General features: G+C 67.4%; 17 protein-coding genes. 1 reads left to right on the top strand and 16 read right to left on the bottom strand.

The window, feature by feature from the left end; all coding sequences use genetic code 11:
* Nucleotides 1-5: 5 nt before the first annotated feature.
* The 11 genes from gmk to RCH22_RS05950 all read right to left on the bottom strand — a co-directional run bounded on the left by gmk (nucleotide 6) and on the right by RCH22_RS05950 (nucleotide 11,999).
* Entirely contained in the window at nucleotides 6-926 is a 921-nt protein-coding gene (gene gmk, locus RCH22_RS06000) for a guanylate kinase (protein WP_327013168.1), read from the bottom strand.
* Nucleotides 919-1,788: an orotidine-5'-phosphate decarboxylase gene (gene pyrF / locus RCH22_RS05995; protein WP_327013167.1), complete on the bottom strand. Its 870-nt coding sequence runs from the start codon at nucleotides 1,786-1,788 to the stop codon at nucleotides 919-921. The genes gmk and pyrF overlap by 8 nt, the downstream gene beginning before the upstream one ends.
* Complete coding sequence (gene carB / locus RCH22_RS05990; RefSeq protein WP_327013166.1) at nucleotides 1,785-5,072, bottom strand: carbamoyl-phosphate synthase large subunit; 3,288 nt, start codon at nucleotides 5,070-5,072, stop codon at nucleotides 1,785-1,787. Before carB ends, pyrF begins: the two co-directional genes overlap by 4 nt.
* On the bottom strand, nucleotides 5,072-6,208 hold the full coding sequence (gene carA, locus RCH22_RS05985) for a glutamine-hydrolyzing carbamoyl-phosphate synthase small subunit (protein WP_327015465.1): 1,137 nt from the start codon (nucleotides 6,206-6,208) through the stop codon (nucleotides 5,072-5,074). The genes carB and carA overlap by 1 nt, the downstream gene beginning before the upstream one ends.
* An 85-nt stretch (nucleotides 6,209-6,293) precedes the next feature.
* Nucleotides 6,294-6,842: a hypothetical protein gene (locus RCH22_RS05980; protein ID WP_327013165.1), complete on the bottom strand. Its 549-nt coding sequence runs from the start codon at nucleotides 6,840-6,842 to the stop codon at nucleotides 6,294-6,296.
* On the bottom strand, nucleotides 6,835-8,175 hold the full coding sequence (locus tag RCH22_RS05975; protein WP_327013164.1) for a dihydroorotase: 1,341 nt from the start codon (nucleotides 8,173-8,175) through the stop codon (nucleotides 6,835-6,837). The genes RCH22_RS05980 and RCH22_RS05975 overlap by 8 nt, the downstream gene beginning before the upstream one ends.
* The gene (locus RCH22_RS05970; RefSeq protein WP_327013163.1) at nucleotides 8,176-9,126 is read right to left on the bottom strand and encodes an aspartate carbamoyltransferase catalytic subunit; all 951 of its coding nucleotides are present in this window, start codon (nucleotides 9,124-9,126) and stop codon (nucleotides 8,176-8,178) included.
* Entirely contained in the window at nucleotides 9,123-9,665 is a 543-nt protein-coding gene (pyrR, locus tag RCH22_RS05965) for a bifunctional pyr operon transcriptional regulator/uracil phosphoribosyltransferase PyrR (protein WP_327013162.1), read from the bottom strand. Before pyrR ends, RCH22_RS05970 begins: the two co-directional genes overlap by 4 nt.
* An 81-nt stretch (nucleotides 9,666-9,746) precedes the next feature.
* Entirely contained in the window at nucleotides 9,747-11,408 is a 1,662-nt protein-coding gene (locus RCH22_RS05960; RefSeq protein ID WP_327013161.1) for a DUF222 domain-containing protein, read from the bottom strand.
* 95 nt (nucleotides 11,409-11,503) lie between these two features.
* A complete protein-coding gene (locus tag RCH22_RS05955) occupies nucleotides 11,504-11,767 on the bottom strand; it encodes a hypothetical protein (RefSeq protein ID WP_327013160.1) in 264 nt (87 codons plus the stop codon).
* A gap of 49 nt (nucleotides 11,768-11,816) precedes the next feature.
* The gene (locus RCH22_RS05950) at nucleotides 11,817-11,999 is read right to left on the bottom strand and encodes a hypothetical protein (RefSeq protein ID WP_327013159.1); all 183 of its coding nucleotides are present in this window, start codon (nucleotides 11,997-11,999) and stop codon (nucleotides 11,817-11,819) included.
* Between the two features lie 182 nt (nucleotides 12,000-12,181).
* Here RCH22_RS05950 and RCH22_RS05945 point away from each other — a divergent pair, with 182 nt between their 5' ends.
* Nucleotides 12,182-12,388, top strand: a complete 207-nt coding sequence (locus RCH22_RS05945) for a hypothetical protein (protein WP_327013158.1) — start codon at nucleotides 12,182-12,184, stop codon at nucleotides 12,386-12,388.
* Between the two features lie 16 nt (nucleotides 12,389-12,404).
* On the opposite strand, the gene RCH22_RS05940 is transcribed toward RCH22_RS05945, so the two are convergent.
* The 5 genes from RCH22_RS05940 to RCH22_RS05920 form a co-directional block, all read right to left on the bottom strand.
* Nucleotides 12,405-13,469 carry a DUF4190 domain-containing protein gene (locus RCH22_RS05940; RefSeq protein ID WP_327013157.1) on the bottom strand — a complete coding sequence of 355 codons (1,065 nt, stop codon included), beginning with the start codon at nucleotides 13,467-13,469 and terminating at the stop codon, nucleotides 12,405-12,407.
* Nucleotides 13,470-13,511: 42 nt separating this feature from the next.
* Nucleotides 13,512-13,952, bottom strand: coding sequence for a transcription antitermination factor NusB (gene nusB / locus RCH22_RS05935; protein ID WP_134559877.1), 441 nt, complete (start codon nucleotides 13,950-13,952; stop codon nucleotides 13,512-13,514).
* Entirely contained in the window at nucleotides 13,952-14,512 is a 561-nt protein-coding gene (gene efp, locus RCH22_RS05930; RefSeq protein ID WP_134449467.1) for an elongation factor P, read from the bottom strand. The genes nusB and efp overlap by 1 nt, the downstream gene beginning before the upstream one ends.
* A gap of 182 nt (nucleotides 14,513-14,694) precedes the next feature.
* The gene (locus RCH22_RS05925; RefSeq protein WP_327013156.1) at nucleotides 14,695-15,120 is read right to left on the bottom strand and encodes a DUF779 domain-containing protein; all 426 of its coding nucleotides are present in this window, start codon (nucleotides 15,118-15,120) and stop codon (nucleotides 14,695-14,697) included.
* A 132-nt stretch (nucleotides 15,121-15,252) separates the two neighbouring features.
* On the bottom strand, nucleotides 15,253-16,776 hold the full coding sequence (locus RCH22_RS05920) for an aldehyde dehydrogenase family protein (RefSeq protein WP_134449465.1): 1,524 nt from the start codon (nucleotides 16,774-16,776) through the stop codon (nucleotides 15,253-15,255).
* Nucleotides 16,777-16,819: the final 43 nt, after the last annotated feature.

Genomic DNA, 16,819 nt, shown 5'->3' with positions numbered 1-16,819 from the left:
GTGCGTCAAAGCAGCGAGGGTGCTTTACGCAGATTCATCAAGTCTACGACTTCCCGGGCCGCCACATTGACCTCCTGGTTGACCACACGGAAATCGAACTCGTCCTGGGCCGCCAGCTCGAGCTTCGCGGTCTCCAGGCGGCGTGCCTGTTCCGCGGGGCTTTCGGTGCCGCGGCCGATGAGGCGGCGCACCAGTTCGTCCCAGCTCGGCGGAAGCAGGAAGACCATCCGAGCTTCCGGCATGGCCGCGCGCACGGAGCGCGCGCCCTGAAGGTCGATTTCGAGGAGGACGCTGTGTCCGCTCGCCAGTGCCTGTTCCACGGGCTCGCGGGGGGTCCCGTAGCGGAAGGCGTTGTGGACGACGGCCCACTCGAGCAGCTCCCCCGACGCAACCATACGGTCGAATTCGGCGTCTGTGACGAAGAAGTAGCTCTTTCCTTCGACTTCGCCCGGCCGCGGGGCGCGGGTCGTCGCCGACACGGAAAGAAGCACATCGGGGAAGTTCTCCCGGATATAGCCGGCGACGGCACCCTTGCCGACCGCCGTCGGCCCGGCGAGCACGACGAGGTGTGCGTCGGTGGATCCACGACGGGACACCGTCCGGTTCGCGAGGAACTCGCGCAGACGGTCGCGCTGGTGCTTGCCGAGGCCGCCGAGCCGTTTGGACGGCGAGATTTCGAGCTGGGTCATGATCCGGCGCATCTTCGTGACCCCGATGGCCGGGATGCTGACGAGGAACTCTGTCGCGCGCAGGCGTCCTTCGACGCCGTCCGGATGCTCGATGGCGGCAGAGAGCACGGCACGCGGTGTGCGCTTCCCTGCTGCGATCTCGGCCTTGACCGCTGCGCGCGCTCGGCGCGCTGCCACGGCTGCGCGCGATGCGGCAACCCGATCGACGTCTGGTGGGGTAGGGCGATTCTCAGCCACGGGCCGCTCCTGCTTCAAGTACTCGGCGTGCGATCGCCTGTCCGATTCGTTCCGGGCCTGCTGACAACACGCTACGAGATTCACTCACTATTACGGAATGAGCGTACCCCCCAAAGAGGTTTCCCAGATCAGCGACATGCGCACCCTGGTGACCAAATCCGGGAGCGAGGATCGGGGTGGCTCCTCCGACCGGTGCAACCGAGAGGTCGAGGCCGAAATCGGCGAGGTCGAGTGTCGCGCCGAGCACGACTCCGATCGAGCCGAGCCGACCCGTTCCCCCCGCCCTCGCGTTGCGTTCGGCGACGTCGTCGAAGACGGCACGGGCCACTGTGGCACCGGCGTGCGGGCCGTCGGGGACGCGGGCGCGCTGGATGGCGCTCGCCTCCGGATTCGAGGTTGCCGAGAGCACGAAGAGCCCCTTGCCCGCAGCGGCGGCGAGTTCGAAGACGGGCTCGAGCGAACCGACGCCCATGTACGCGTTGACGGTGATCGCATCCACTTCGAGCGGGGAACCTGGGGTGAGCCAGGCCTCACCGTACGCAGCGACGCTCGTTCCGAGATCGCCGCGCTTCACGTCCGCGATCACGAGCAGTCCTGCTGCGTGGGCGTCCGCGAGCACGCGTTCGAAGGCCAGGTACCCCCGCGACCCGAAACGCTCGTAGAAGGCGAGCTGGGGCTTGATGAGGCCGACCCTGCCTGCGCACCCGGCGACGACGAGACGCCCGAAGGTCTCGGCGCCGTCAGCGGTGTCCGGCAGGTTCCAGTCCGACAGCAGCCAGGCGTGGGGGTCGATACCCACGCAGAGCTGGCCCCACCGACCGAACGCGGCCTCGACGCGGTCACCGAACGTGGAGTCGATCACAGGGCGGCTTCCCGCGTGAGTGCATATTCCTGGAGCGATGTCACCTCGAACCCGCCTCGAATCGCGTCGATGGAGGCGACGGCCGCGCTGAGCTCCGCGATCGTCGTGAACAGCGGCAGGTCCGCGGCGACGGCTGCCGCGCGGATCTCATAGCCGTCGGCACGGGCAGTGCGACCGCCGGGGGTGTTGATGACGATCTGAACCTCTTCGCGGCGGATCAACTCGACGATGGAGGTGTCTTCCTCGTCGTGCTTCTCGCTGAACTTCGTGACGACCCTCGCGCGGATTCCGTTGCGCTGCAACACCTCCGCGGTGCCCTCCGTCGCCGCGATCTCGTAGCCGAGCTGCTGCAGGCGCAGCATCGGCAGGATGATCGCACGCTTGTCGCGGTCGGAGACCGAGACGAACACGGTTCCGCTGAGCGGGATTCCGCCATATGCGGCGAGCTGGCTCTTGGCGAAGGCGCGGGGGAAGTCACGGTCGATGCCCATCACCTCGCCGGTCGAGCGCATCTCGGGGCCGAGCACGGAATCGACGACGTGGCCTTCCGGGGTACGGAACCGGTTGAAGGGAAGCACGGCTTCCTTCACGGCGACCGGCGATTCCATCGGGACGCGGGAACCGTCGATGAGCGGGAGCTTTCCACTCGCCTTGAGTTCGGCGATGCTGGTTCCGACCATGATGAGCGCAGCGGCCTTGGCGAGGGTGATCCCGAGCGCCTTGGCGACGAAGGGCACGGTGCGGGAGGCCCGCGGGTTGGCCTCGAGCACGTAGAGCACGCCGGCCCCGATGGCGAACTGCACGTTGAGCAGGCCGCGCACGCCGATGCCCTGCGCGATGCCGAGGGTGGCCTCGCGGACCCGGTTGATCTCGGCGCGGCCGAGGGTCACGGGTGGCAGGGTGCAACTCGAGTCACCGGAGTGGATACCGGCTTCCTCGATGTGCTCCATGACGCCGCCGATGTACAGCTCGGTTCCGTCGTAGATCGCGTCGACGTCGATTTCGATGGCGTCGTCCAGGAACCGGTCCACGAGCACGGGGTGCGAAGGACCGATGATGCCCTGCCCCTGCATCCGCTCGAAGTAGTCGGCGAGGGACAGAGAATCGTAGATGATCTCCATGCCGCGGCCGCCGAGCACGTAGCTGGGGCGGACGAGGACGGGGTAGCCGATCTCCTCCGCGACGACGACGGCACCGGTGAAGTCGGTGGCGACGCCGTTGCGGGGGGCGAGCAGGCCGGCCTCGTCGAGGATCTTCGAGAACAGGCCGCGCTCCTCCGCGAGGTCGATCGCGGCCGGCGAGGTGCCCAGGATCGGGATTCCCTCCGCCTCGAGCCCCTTCGCGAGCCCGAGGGCCGTCTGGCCGCCGAGTTGCACGACGACGCCGACGAGTTCGCCACTCTGGCTCTCCGCGTGGATGACCTCGAGCACGTCCTCGAGGGTGAGCGGCTCGAAGTAGAGCCGGTCGCTCGTGTCGTAGTCCGTCGAGACGGTCTCGGGGTTGCAGTTGATCATGATGGTCTCGTAGCCGGCCTCGGAGAGGGCGAACGAGGCGTGCACGCAGGAGTAGTCGAACTCGACGCCCTGGCCGATGCGGTTAGGTCCGGAACCGAGGATGACGACCTTGCGGCGGTCGCTGGGGACGACCTCCGTCTCCTCGTCGTAGCTCGAGTAGTGGTACGGGGTCAGGGCGGGGAACTCCCCCGCGCAGGTGTCGACGGTCTTGTAGACCGGGCGCACGCCGAGGATGTGCCGGACCTTGCGGACATCCGCTTCGCCGAAGCCGCGGAGCTCGCCGATCTGGACGTCGGAGAAACCGTGGTCCTTCGCGGTGCGGAGGATGTCCATGTCGAGCCGTTCTGCGGCGGCGACGTCTGCGGCGATCTCGTTAATCAGGACGATCTGGTCGATGAACCACGGGTCGATCTTGGTGGCTTCGAAGACCTGGTCGATCGTGGCGCCCTTGCGGAGGGCCTGCTGCACGGTGACGATGCGGCCGTCCGTCGGGATCGACGCAACCTCGAGGAGTTCCTCGAGCGTGCGGGTCTCCTCGCCCCAGTGGAACGACGATCCGCGCTTCTCGAGCGAACGCAAGGCCTTCTGCAGGGCGGATGCGTAGGTGCGGCCGATCGCCATGGCCTCGCCGACGGACTTCATGGTCGTGGTCAGGCGCGGGTCAGCGGCGGGGAATTTCTCGAACGCGAAGCGCGGGACCTTGACCACGACGTAGTCGAGGGTCGGTTCGAAGCTCGCCGGGGTGACCTGGGTGATATCGTTCGGGATCTCGTCGAGCCGGTAGCCGAGGGCGAGCTTGGCCGCAATCTTCGCGATCGGGAAGCCGGTGGCCTTGCTCGCGAGGGCAGACGAACGTGACACGCGCGGGTTCATCTCGATCACGATGATGCGCCCGTTGGCCGGGTCGATCGCGAACTGGATGTTGCAGCCGCCGGTGTCGACGCCGACGGCACGGATGATGTCGATGCCGATGTCGCGGAGCTTCTGGTACTCGCGGTCCGTGAGCGTGAGCGCGGGGGCGACGGTGATCGAGTCGCCCGTGTGCACGCCGACCGGGTCGACGTTCTCGATCGAACAGACGACGACCGTGTTGTCGGCCGTGTCGCGCATCATCTCGAGTTCGTATTCCTTCCAGCCGAGGATGGATTCCTCGAGGAGGACCTCCGTGGTCGGGCTCTGGTGCAGGCCGTCGCCGACGATGCGGCGCAGTTGCTCTTCGGTGTACGCGAATCCGGAGCCGAGGCCGCCCATCGTGAAGGAGGGGCGCACCACGAGCGGGTAGCCGAGGTCTTCTGCGAAGCCGATGGCCTCGTCGACGGTGTGCGCGATGTGCGAACGGGCGACATCTGCGCCGGCGTCGAGTACGAGCTGCTTGAAGATCTGGCGGTCTTCGCCCTTCTGGATGGCCTCGAAGGACGCTCCGATCAGTTCGACGTCGTACTTCTCGAGGATGCCGCGCTCGTGCAACTGGATGGCCGCGTTGAGCGCGGTCTGGCCGCCGAGGGTCGGCAGGATCGCGTCCGGGCGTTCCTTGGCGATGATCGTCTCGAGGATCTCCGGAGTGATCGGCTCGATGTAGGTCGCATCCGCGAAGTCCGGGTCCGTCATGATCGTGGCCGGGTTCGAGTTGACCAGGATGACCCTGACGCCCTCTGCGCGCAGCACGCGGCAGGCCTGGGTTCCTGAGTAGTCGAATTCGCAGGCCTGGCCGATGACGATCGGCCCGCTTCCGATGACCAGGACGCTGTTGATATCGTCGCGCTTGGGCATTACTTGGCGTCTCCTGCTCCGGTGGCCGCCGTGTGTGCGGTCACCATGTCCCTGAACCGATCAAAGAGGTAGTTGGCGTCGTGCGGGCCTGCCGCAGACTCGGGGTGGTACTGCACGGAGAACGCGGGGATGTCGAGGCAGCGGATGCCTTCGACGACCTGGTCGTTCAGGCTGTAGTGGCTGACCTCGACGCGGCCGAAGCCGGTGCGGGAGTCGCTGACGCCCTCAATCGGCATGTCCACGGCGAAGCCGTGGTTCTGCGACGTAATCTCGACGCGGCCGGTGGTCTTGTCGAGCACGGGCTGGTTGATGCCGCGGTGGCCGAAGGGAAGCTTGTAGGTGCGGAAGCCGAGCGCCCTGCCGAGGAGCTGGTTGCCGAAGCAGATGCCGAAGTACGGCACGCCGGCGCGGAGCACCTCTTGCAGCAGGGTTACGTGCGCGTCGGACGCGGCAGGGTCGCCGGGTCCGTTGGAGAAGAACAGAGCGGTCGGGTTGAGCGAGAGCACATGCTCCGCTGTGACCGACTGGGGCAACACGAGCACTTCGAAGCCGCGTTCGGCGAGGTAGTTGAGCGTCGAGGTCTTGACACCGAGGTCGAGCACGGCGACGGAGCCGATCCGCTCGCCCTTCGCCGGAATCTGGAACGGTTCGACCGTCGAGACCTGGTCTGACAGGTTGCGGCCGCGCATCGGGGCGCCGCCGCGGACGAGTTCGAGCTGCTCGCCCGCCGACAGGTCGAAGGCGGGCCCGGAGAAGATACCGCTCTTCATGGCGCCGGCCGAGCGGATGTGCCGAGTGATCGCGCGGGTGTCGATGCCGCTGATCCCGACGACCTCGTTGTTCGTGAGGTCCTCATCGAGGGTGCGCGTCGAGCGGAAGTTCGAGGCGATCCTGGCCGGTTCACGCACGATGAACCCGGCGACCCAGATCCGGGAGGATTCCATGTCCTCGTCGTTGGCCCCGGTATTGCCGATGTGCGGGGCGGTCATCAGGACGATCTGGCCGGCGTACGACGGGTCGGTCAGGGTCTCCTGGTAGCCGGTCATCCCGGTCGCGAAGACGACCTCGCCGAGGGTCTGTCCGCGGCTGCCGTATGCGTGGCCGACGAAGCGCCTGCCGTCCTCCAGGACGAGCACGGCGGGAGCCGTGGTGGGAGTGGTCGGTGTCGTCGGTGTCGTCTCGTCGGGTGCCGCCTGGGCCTGGGCCTCGGTGTCGCTCACGCTACGCCTCGCTTTCGTCGTGCGCGGCCGGGTGCGTGGCACCCGCCGCTTCGGTTCGGATCGACGCGCTCACGCGGGCGCGGTCGGTGGGGTCAAGGATGCGGAAGTAGCTGTCGACGACCTGGCCTGCGGCATCCGCTTGCGGCTGGAGGCGCCAGCGGAGCACGAGCAGGCCGCCGGTCTCGACGGCGCGGTCGATGGTCCAGGTGGCGTCCTCGAGTCCGATGACGGCCGTCATCGGGACGAAGACCGGATTCTCGCCGACGAGGTCGAGCAGAACGCCGGCCTCGGTCACGGTGACCAGGGCGCGGGCCCGGAAGCCGAGGCCGCGGATGTTCAGGCGTTCGAGCTGTCGGCCTTCCCTCGTGGTCGCGACGTAAAACGCTTCGGCCGTTGCGAGCATGGCATCGGCCGGTTCCGGTCCTGGGAACGGGTAGCCTGCGGCCAATGCGGCATCGCGGCGCGTACGTGCACGCCAGCTGCGGAGCATGAGCGCGAGCACGGCGACGAGGACGAGGCCGATCAGGATGGCGGGGATGGTGCTATCCATGCTGGGGTTCCTCTCGTCCGCCGAGTTCAGCGGGGGCCCGGAGGACCCCGTCGAGCACGGTCGCCGTGCCGCGGTGGAAGACAGCGACGACCCTGCCGGGCAGGGTCATCGCGAGGTATGGCGAGTTGGTGCTCTTGCCGGCGAGGTCGTCCCTGCCGAACTCCCGGCTCGCTGCAGGGTCGTAGAGGGTGACGTTTGCGGGAGCGCCGACCTCGAGCGCTCTGCCCTGGCTTGCGAGACGCCCGATCCGTGCCGGGGCGGCCGAGAGTACCCGGGACACGTCCCGCCAGTCGAGAAGTCCGGTGTCGACGACGGATGCCTGCACGACCGAGAGCGCGGATTCGAGTCCGACCATCCCGTTGGCGGCCGCATCCCATTCACAGTCCTTGGACTCGACGGGGTGCGGGGCGTGATCGGTTGCGACGATGTCGATCGTGCCGTCGGCGAGGCCGGCGCGGAGGGCGTCGACGTCTTCGCGGCGGCGCAGCGGCGGATTGACCTTGTAGCGGGCGTCGTAGCCGCGGACCAGGTCCTCGGTGAGGAGCAGGTGGTGCGGGGTGGCCTCCGCGGTCACGTTGATGCCGCGCGCCTTGGCCCAGCGGATCACGTCGACGGCGCCTGCTGTCGAGACGTGGCAGACGTGCAGGCGGCTCCCGACGTGCTCGGCGAGCAGCACGTCGCGCGCGATGATGGATTCCTCAGCGACGGCGGGCCAGCCGGCGAGGCCGAGTTCGCTCGAGAGTGCGCCCTCGTTCATCTGGGCCTTCTCGGTGAGGCGCGGTTCCTGGGAGTGCTGGGCGATGACGCCGTCGAAGGCCTTGACGTATTCGAGGGCGCGACGCATCAGGAGCGGGTCGGAGACGCAGAAGCCGTCGTCGGAGAAGACCCGGACCCGGGCGCGGCTGGTCGCCATGGCGCCGAGCTCGGCGAGCCGCTCCCCCGCGAGCCCGAGGGTGACGGCGCCGATCGGCTGGACCGTGACGTACCCGGCCCGTTGACCGAGGGCGAGTACCTGTTCGACGACGCCGGCGGTGTCCTGCACCGGCGAGGTGTTGGCCATCGCGAAGACGCTCGTGAAGCCGCCGATCGCGGCGGCCTGGCTGCCGGTGAGGATCGTCTCGCTCTGCTCGTAGCCGGGTTCGCGCAAGTGGGTGTGCAGGTCGACAAGTCCGGGAAGGGCGAGGAGGCCGTCGGCGTCGATCACCGTTGCGCCGGCGTGTGAGAGCGCTGTGCCAAGTTCCTGGATGCGACCGTCTGCGAGCAACAGGTCGGTACGGCTGCCGTCGCCGAGGCTCGCGTTTCGGATCAGGTATCGGGTGGCCGTGTTGTTCATTTAGCTTTCCTCCCGGTCGCCCGACATGAGCAGGTACAGTGCCGCCATACGTATCGAAACACCGTTCGCGACCTGCTCGAGCACGGTCGATGCGGCCGAATCTGCAGCGGCTGAGGAAATCTCCAGGCCGCGGTTCATCGGGCCGGGGTGCATGACAATGCTAGTCGGCGCGAGCCGGGCGAAGCGCTCATCGTCGAGTCCCCAGCGCCGTGAGTACTCCCGGCTGTTGGGGAAGAAGGCCGCATTCATGCGTTCCTGCTGGATCCTGAGCATCATGATCACGTCCGGCCCTGCGTCGATCGCGTCGTCGAGATCGAAGCTCACCGCCGCCGGCCAGCCGGTCATGTCCATCGGGAACAGGGTGGGCGGCGCGACCATCGTGACTTCGGCTCCGAGCGTCGTCAGCAGCCACAGGTTGGAGCGCGCGACCCGCGAGTGCAGCACGTCGCCGACGATGGTCACCGTGACGCCGTCGAGGCCTTTGCCGCGCGACGCGGTTTTGTGCAGGCGTCGGCGGATGGTGAACGCGTCGAGGAGCGCCTGGGTCGGGTGTTCGTGGGTGCCGTCTCCGGCGTTGATGATGCCGGCGTCGATCCAGCCGCTCGTCGCGAGCACCTGGGGGGCACCGGATGCCGGATGCCGGATCACGACGCCGTCCGCGCCGATCGCGGCGAGCGTCTGGGCGGTGTCTTTGAGGCTTTCGCCCTTCGAGACGCTCGAGCCCTTGGCGCTGAAGTTGATCACGTCGGCGCTCAGACGTTTCGCGGCGGCTTCGAAGGAGATCCGGGTGCGGGTGCTGTCTTCGAAGAAAAGGTTCACCACGGTCTTGCCGCGGAGTGTCGGGAGCTTGCGAACCTCGCGCGTGGAGACATCCGCCATGTCTTCTGCGATGTCGAGGAGCGTGATGGCGTCGTCGCGGCTGAGGTCCTTGGTAGAGAGCAGGTGCTTCATTCTGCGCTCCCCCCGTCGATGCTCACGAATTCGTCGCCGTCGACCTCGAGGAGGTGCACGTTGATGCGTTCCTCCGTCGAGCTCGGGAGGTTCTTGCCGACGAAGTCCGCACGAATCGGCAGCGCCCGGTGGCCGCGGTCGACGAGGACAGCGAGGCGCACGATCGCGGGACGGCCGTGGTCGCCGAGGGCGTCGAGGGCCGCGCGGATGGTCCGGCCGGAGTAGAGAACGTCGTCGACGAGCACCACCGTCGCGCCGTCGACGCTCGCGGGCACGAGGGTGCGGGACGGCGTGCGGGTGCGGGTGTGGGCGAGGTCGTCGCGGTACATCGTGACGTCGAGAGACCCCGAACGCACGGGTGCTGCGGCGGGTTCGATCCGCTCGATGATGTCGGCGATCCGCCGGGCGAGGGCAACACCCCTGGTCGGGATGCCGAGGATGACGAGATTGTCCGGTCCCCGGTTTGACTCCAGGATCTCGTGGGAGATCCGAGTCAAAGCCCGGGTTATTTCAGCCTGGTTGAGCACGATTCGTGACAAAACGAAGGCCTCCTTCCCCGCCTCACCGGACGGTTGTTAAAGGATGGCTGTTACCGGTGTTCAGCCTAGCAGCAGCCCGGGTCAGTCGCGTCTGGGTGGTCCGGTGAGGACCTGGTGGGCGCGGTGTCGGTTCGGTGGCCGCCAGAGCCGGTGCGGGTCGATCAACCCGGGGGCCCGGACCTGCGGTGATCCTTTCACCATGCGGATCTCCCACCCCGAGGTGTCGATGGTGTGGTGGTGGAACCAACACAGGAGCACCCCGTTGTCCACGTTCGTCGGGCCGCCGGTGGCCCACGGCTTCACATGGTGCACCTCGGCCCAGTGCGCCGGGGCCTTGCACCCGGGGATGATGCAGCCGCCGTCCCGGGCGGTGATCGCCCGGCGTTGGGCCCGGTTGAAGTAGCGCCGTTCCGGACCGAGCTTGAGGACTTGGTTGTTCGCCCCGAACAGGACCCCTTGGAAGCCGCCGTCACAGATGCGCTGATGCACCGTCTTGAGCGACACCGGCGCTTCGACCCCGTCGATCCACCCGACCCCGATCCCGGAGGCGAGGTCGGCCGCGTTCACGTGCACCATCACCGTCGGCGCCGACCCGCCCATGCTGGGCGTGTCCGTGTCCCGGGCGGCGTGTTCGAACAACGCCTGCAGGATGTCAGCGCGTTTCTCCCCGCCCGTGCGGGTGTCCGCGCGCCGCTCCCGCAGCTCCGCCTCGATCACGTCAAGATCCGGGCCCGTGTCGGTCTCGCCGTCCGCTGCCTCGGCGCCGGGGACCAACTGCCCCGAATCCATCAGGGCCTGTTCCTCGGCGGTGGGGAACGCCGGGCGGGCGTGGAAGCTCAGGAAAGCGTCGAAGAGGGTGTTCATCACCCCGAACAATTCCGGTGTCACCCCACCCTTCACCGGATACAAGCCGTTCTTGAGTTGTCCGAAGCCGATGTTGGACTTCGCCTCGAACACGTCCTCCTGCGGGAGCACCCCGTCGGGGTCGAGGATGGCCTGCCACTGCGCGACCATGCCCCGGATCAGGTCCGTGGTCACCGGCACTCCTGCCCCGGCCAAATCCTCCGTCTCCGGGGTGATCAGCCCGGCCGCCGTGGCGACCAGGGCACGCTCCGCCGTCAACAAGTCATCCGGCGCCACCCGGTGACTGATCACCTGCAACCCCTCCACGATCAACTCCGCCGTCTCCACACCGATCTCCCCAGCGGTCAGCGCGGCCCCGACCGTCGGGAACAACGGCGGCAACCAGCTACTCCCGCCGCACGGCCGCGGCAACACCGCGTCGCCGAGCTTCGTGCGCCGCTTCACCTCCCGCCCCGAAACCCGCGTCACCCGGGTGAGCACATCCCACGGACCCTTGCAGCCCATCCGCCAGGCCAGACCCTCGCGGCCGAGCACCCGGGCCCGCCGGTCCACATCCGTCGCGGTGTTCACCCGGGCCGCATCCACCGTCCGCCCGATGGCTTCCACCGTGCTGAGCGCCTTCACCGCTTCTGTGTCGCTGAGCAGCCCGACCGGGATCGCCGCCAGGGCCTCTGTCAGAGCGGCCTGGGCTTCGGCGAGCCGGGCGACAGCATCCGCATGAACCGACGGCACCGACCCAGCCAGACCTTCAGCGCCCTCGAAACCCACGGCAACCGCCACGGGATGGGCCGACTCGACACCCACGATGGGCTGATCACCCGCGGCCCCGGAACGGGGTGTCTGCGGGGTGTGTGACTGGGAATCCGAAGCTCCTGCCATACCCCGATTCTACCCCAAATCGAACACAAATGCGAGATTCACTCATCTCATTAGGCGGTTTCCGTCATGAGCCTCGTACTTCAGACCGAGCTCGGTCAATGGAAGCGGGTTTCCTTGACGAGGCTGCCGTCCGTGGCCCAGGTGCACCAGACGCCGACCTGCCGGCCGCGATCGAATTCTCCCGAACGCATCAGGGTGCCGTCTGTGCGGAACCACTCCCACTCACCGTGCAGCTCGCCATCGAGGGTGCACCCGCTCGCCTTGGTCTGACCATTGGCATAGAGGTCGACCCGCGGGATTGGAGACGACGCCTGCGGACCGTCTGGTGCAGCGGATGACGGGATCGGCTCTGGATTCACCCCGCCAGTCTGCCAGCCGACGGCTCACGCCGACAGTGGCGGAGCGACCTCAACGCTGCCGACGAGTCGGCGACGTGCGGACGGATACGGACTTCTCGAGGCCGGTTCCCTGCGCCTCGTCGCACTCCGGGCGCCCGGCAGCCCCGCGGCGGAAACGATCGTTCTCGCGGACCGGACGACCGCTCGCGGCGTCCCTGAGCACCTCTCCGGCACCAGGACCGATCAGCCGCACTCACGGATCCTGGCCCCGGCCATCGCACTCTGTCCTGCTCCGCCTGACCTGCTCCGCCTGGCCAACACCGTCACCGTCACCGGGTGTTCACCCGACAGCAGTTGCGGTCGCGCCCGGCACACGTCAGGATTATCCCGCGGCAGGCATCCGCTGGCGAAAGCACGCACAGATGAAGGATTTGAATGGAGCGGACGGACCTCGTTCAGTTGTTTTCCGTCGTGGACGCCGGCCCGGCACGCTGGGAGGTCCGTCACGATGTGACCGATGAACTCGCGGGCATCCTTGAGCGCACGCCGCGTGGGTTCCTGCTGGTCAACGAAGACGGGCAGCGGATCGGCAGCTTCGACTCGATCGCGAGCGCCCTCGAAGGCCTCTACTCCGTCCTGTAGCCAGGCCGGATTGCGCTCAGGCGCCCGACGACCCCTCGGTCGTCGACTGGCCGAATCCTGAACCTGAGTCGAGGAATGCCTCGAACTCACGGCTGTCGGTAAGTCCGCCCGGGTACTGGGCCCCGTCGACGAGCACGGTCGGCGTGCCCTGGATCGAGTCGATCTCCGCTCCAGGGATGGGCCCGTTGAGGGCGGCATCGGTGTTGGCCTCCGACCACATCTGGTAGTCGCCCTGGGCGATGCAGGCGGAAATGTCCGTACCGGCCGGCGAAAGCGCGGCGAGTTCAGCGTCAGTGAGACCCTGGGTGTTCTCCTGCGGCTGGTTCGCGAACACGGCCGCGAGGTAGTCGAGGGTCGAGTCCGGAGCGAGTGTTGCGACGCAGGTGAGCGCGGCTGATGCCCTGCTCGAGTAATACGTGCCCTGGGAAGCCTGGTCGAGGAAGGTCAGCGCGTGCAGTCGTAGTGTGATCGAGCCGTCATCGACGCGGCTCGCGAGCAGCGCGCCATTGGTCGCCTCGAACTGGCCGCAGTACGGGCACATCGGGTCGATGTACTCGTCGACGATCTGGCTGCCGGTGCCGACGGACAGGTAACCATCGTCGAAGTGAGCCGCGCCGAGCGTGCCACTGGGCAGGAAGCCCTGCGAGGCGTCAGGTTCGCTCGTCGCCGAGGTGACCGGCCCGCCGAAGCCGCCGTGCTGGGCCATGTTCAGGAAGACCCGTCCGAAGGCCGCCGCGAACAGGATCGAGAGGACGACGAGGACGACGGTGGACGCCAGTCCCACGTAGCCGAGCACAAGACCCGCGATGGCGAGGCCGCGCCCCCGTTCACCGCGGCGTGCGATCTGGCCGAGCGCGATGTGCCCCGTGATTACGGCGACGAGGGACACGACGAACGCGGACACGAGGGACACGATCGCGAGCGTGTTCGTGCGGGGCACCTGGGGGTACTCCTGCTGCGGGTAGTCCTGCTGCGGGTACGGCTGGAGCGAATCCTGGTGCGGGGTTACCGGCTCGGGGGACGCCGGCAGACCGGACTGGTCCGGGTAGGACGGGAACGGCTCTGGAGTGTCGTTGCTCATGATCTTCCCCTGGACGAGCGGTACGGGACGGTGCGGACGAGCCTAGGGTGCTGCGGGAGCAGCCGACGCGGGCGGGGCCGTCTGCGCGATCCTGCCGAGCAATCCGTTGACGAACCCGGCCGAATCATCCGTCGACAGGATCTTCGCGGCCTCGACGGCCTCATCGATCGCGACGGCGTGAGGAACGGCATCGTTGAACAGGATCTCCCAGATCCCGATCCGCAGGATGGCGCGGTCGACGACCGGCATCCGCTTGAGCGTCCAGCCCTGCGAGTAGGTCTCGATGAGTTCGTCGATCTCCTCGCGGTGATCGACGACGCCGTCCACGATCTCGCGCGCGTATAGCCAGGAGGCCATCCGCGCGGGTTCGCTCGCTGCCCGCTGCGCCTCGGCGGCGAGCGATTCGGGGATCGTCGTCTGCCGCACGTCGGCGGCGTACAGGATGTCGAGCGCGCGCTTACGCGCCTTCGTTCGTGCGCTCACTAGTTGACGCGGCCGAGGTAGTCACCGGTGCGGGTGTCGACCTTGACTTTGGTGCCCTGTTCGAGGAACAGCGGGACCTGGATCTGGAACCCGGTCTCCACGGTGGCGGGCTTGGTGCCGCCGGTGGAGCGGTCGCCCTGCAGGCCGGGTTCCGTGTACGTGATTTCGAGCACGACGGATGCCGGCAGCTCGACATACAGCGGGTTGCCGTTGTGGAGTGCGATGGTCACGTTCTGGTTCTCGAGGAGGAAGTTCGAGGCCTCGCCGACGACCACGTTGGAGACGGTGAGCTGGTCGAAGTCGGAGACGTCCATGAAGACGTAGGAGTCGCCGTCCGCGTACAGGTACTGGAAGTCCTGGCGGTCGACGTTCTCGGTCTCGATCTTGGCTCCGGCGTTGAAGGTGCGGTCGACGGTCTTGCCCGTGACGACGTTCTTCAGTTTGGTGCGAACGAAAGCGCCGCCCTTGCCCGGCTTGACGTGCTGGAAGTCGGTGACGGCCCAAAGCTGGCCGTCCATGTTGAGGACGACGCCATTTCGGATATCGGCGGTTGATGCCATGGAAAGCGTTTCCGTTCATTCAGTTCAGTTAGGAAGGTGCGCGGCCGAATCGGCCTCAAACGAGTGTAGTTGCCCGGGGGCTGAGAGCCAAAGGCGGGCCAACGGTCACTCTTCGAGTTCGGCCACCCCCTGTCGTGAGCCGGGAACGACCGGGGATGGGCACGACCTTCCCGAACGAGCCCTCAGCCGAAGCTTTCCATCAGGCGGGACCGGATCAGGAAACGCACGCCGCGCGGAGCCTCGAGGGAGAAGCCGCTGCCCCGGCCGGGAACGACGTCGACCGTCAGGAACGTGTGGCTCCAGTATTCGAACTGTTCCGCCGACATCCAGAAGTCGACAGCCTGGGCCGTTTCACCGGCCGGCGCGATGTCGAGTCGACCCAGCAGCACGTCGCGGTCTGAGGTGATGAACTCCCCTGCCGGAAAGCACATCGGCGAACTGCCGTCGCAGCATCCGCCCGACTGGTGGAACATCAGCGGCCCGAACTCGGCCCAGAGCTCGCGCAGGGTGTCGACGGCGGCCGGCGTGAACTCGACGCGCGGCGTGGTCTCCCCCGGAACCGTGACGGAGGCGATGACCGTGGTTGTTGAGGGCGCTGCTGGCGACATTGCCTGGCCTTTCGTCGTTCGATTCACGCTCGATGGTCATCGGGCGGGATGTGCACCAACGGTAGTCGAGGTGCGGGACGGCCGAAAGGGGCCACCGGTTGATAGCGGCGGCCCCTTTCGGCACCATGTCGTTTAGAAGAAGCCGAGGGGCTTCTCCGAGTAGGACACGAGCAGGTTCTTGGTCTGCTGGTAGTGCCCGAGGGCGAGCTTGTTGTTCTCGCGGCCGATGCCAGAGCTCTTGTACCCACCGAACGCGGCACCGGCAGGATAGTGGTGGTAGTTGTTCACCCACACCCGGCCGGCGTGGATGTCGCGGCCGGCCCGGTACGCCACGTTGCCGTTCCGGGACCAGACGCCCGCGCCGAGCCCGTAGAGGTTGTCGTTGGCGATCGAGATCGCGTCCTCGTAATCGGAGAAGCTCGTGACCGCGAGGACCGGCCCGAAGATCTCCTCCTGGAAGATGCGCATCTTGTTGTTGCCCTCGAAGATGGTCGGCTGCACGTAGTAGCCGCCGCTCAGGTCGCCGCCGAGGTCGACACGCTCACCGCCGAGGGCGAGACGGGCGCCCTCCTGCTTGCCGATGTCGATGTAGGACAGGATCTTCTCGAGCTGGTCGTTGCTCGCCTGCGCCCCGACCTGGGTGTCGGTGTCGAGCGGGTTGCCCTGGATCGCCTTGCGGGTGCGCTCGATTGCACTGCCGAGGAAGCTCTCGTAGATCGGCTTCTGCAGGAGTGCCCTGCTCGGTGCCGTGCAGACCTCGCCCTGGTTGAAGGCGAAGAGCACAAAACCTTCCTGGGCCTTGTCGTAGAAGCTGTCCTGCTCCTGGGCGACGTCGCTGAAGAAGATGTTCGCGCTCTTGCCGCCGAGTTCGACCGTGGCAGGGATGATGTTGGCGCTCGCGTACTGCAGGATGAGGCGGCCCGTCGTGGTCTCGCCCGTGAACGCGATTTTGCGGATCCGCGGTGAAGACGCGAGCGGCTTGCCCGCCTCGAGGCCGAACCCGTTGACGATGTTGAGCACGCCGGGCGGCAGGATATCGCCGATCAGTTCGATCAGCACCATGATCGACACCGGGGTCTGCTCCGCGGGCTTCATCACGATCGCGTTCCCTGCCGCGAGGGCGGGGGCGAGCTTCCAGACGGCCATCAGGATGGGGAAGTTCCACGGGATGATCTGGCCGACCACGCCGAGCGGCTCGTGGAACTGGTAGGAGACGGTGTCGTTGTCGAGTTCAGCGTGGTCGCCGTCCTGCGACCGGATCGCCGCGGCGAAGTAGCGGAAGTGGTCGCTCGCGAGCGGCAGGTCGGCGTTCAGCGGCTCGCGGATCGGCTTTCCGTTGTCCCAGGTCTCTGCGACGGCGAGCAGTTCCTTGTTGGCGTCGATGACGTCGGCGATCTTGTTGAGCACGGCGGCGCGTTCCGTCGCCGTCGTCTTGCCCCAGGCCGGCGCGGCCCGGTGGGCGGCGTCGAGCGCGAGTTCGATGTCCTCCGCCGTTCCGCGGGCGACCTCGGCGAACGGCTTCCCGTTCACCGGCGAGATGTCTTCGAAGTACTGGCCCTTGACGGGCTTGACCCAGCCTCCGTTGATCCAGTTCTCATAGCGGGGCTTGAAGGTGACTTTGGCGCCCGGGGTCCCGGGGTTGGCATAGACGGTCATTTCTCTCCTCGTCGACGGCGTTGTCGGTGGGGTCCGCCTGCTG

Origin of the sequence: Cryobacterium sp. GrIS_2_6 (assembly GCF_035984545.1) — a bacterium.
GTDB lineage: Bacteria > Actinomycetota > Actinomycetes > Actinomycetales > Microbacteriaceae > Cryobacterium.
The sequence above is the reverse complement of the archived record's forward strand: the minus strand, read 5'-3'. Positions and strand labels throughout refer to the sequence as shown.

What these genes read in the sequence shown, in the direction of transcription:
- efp (WP_134449467.1), bottom strand. Translation starts at nt 14,512, where the DNA reads ATGGCATCAACCGCCGATATCCGAAATGGCGTCGTCCTCAACATGGAC.
- RCH22_RS05920 (WP_134449465.1), bottom strand. Translation starts at nt 16,776, where the DNA reads ATGACCGTCTATGCCAACCCCGGGACCCCGGGCGCCAAAGTCACCTTC.
- RCH22_RS05975 (WP_327013164.1), bottom strand. Translation starts at nt 8,175, where the DNA reads ATGAACAACACGGCCACCCGATACCTGATCCGAAACGCGAGCCTCGGC.
- carB (WP_327013166.1), bottom strand. Translation starts at nt 5,072, where the DNA reads ATGCCCAAGCGCGACGATATCAACAGCGTCCTGGTCATCGGAAGCGGG.
- RCH22_RS05980 (WP_327013165.1), bottom strand. Translation starts at nt 6,842, where the DNA reads ATGGATAGCACCATCCCCGCCATCCTGATCGGCCTCGTCCTCGTCGCC.
- RCH22_RS05970 (WP_327013163.1), bottom strand. Translation starts at nt 9,126, where the DNA reads ATGAAGCACCTGCTCTCTACCAAGGACCTCAGCCGCGACGACGCCATC.
- RCH22_RS05960 (WP_327013161.1), bottom strand. Translation starts at nt 11,408, where the DNA reads ATGGCAGGAGCTTCGGATTCCCAGTCACACACCCCGCAGACACCCCGT.
- RCH22_RS05925 (WP_327013156.1), bottom strand. Translation starts at nt 15,120, where the DNA reads ATGTCGCCAGCAGCGCCCTCAACAACCACGGTCATCGCCTCCGTCACG.
- RCH22_RS05940 (WP_327013157.1), bottom strand. Translation starts at nt 13,469, where the DNA reads ATGAGCAACGACACTCCAGAGCCGTTCCCGTCCTACCCGGACCAGTCC.
- RCH22_RS05945 (WP_327013158.1), top strand. Translation starts at nt 12,182, where the DNA reads ATGGAGCGGACGGACCTCGTTCAGTTGTTTTCCGTCGTGGACGCCGGC.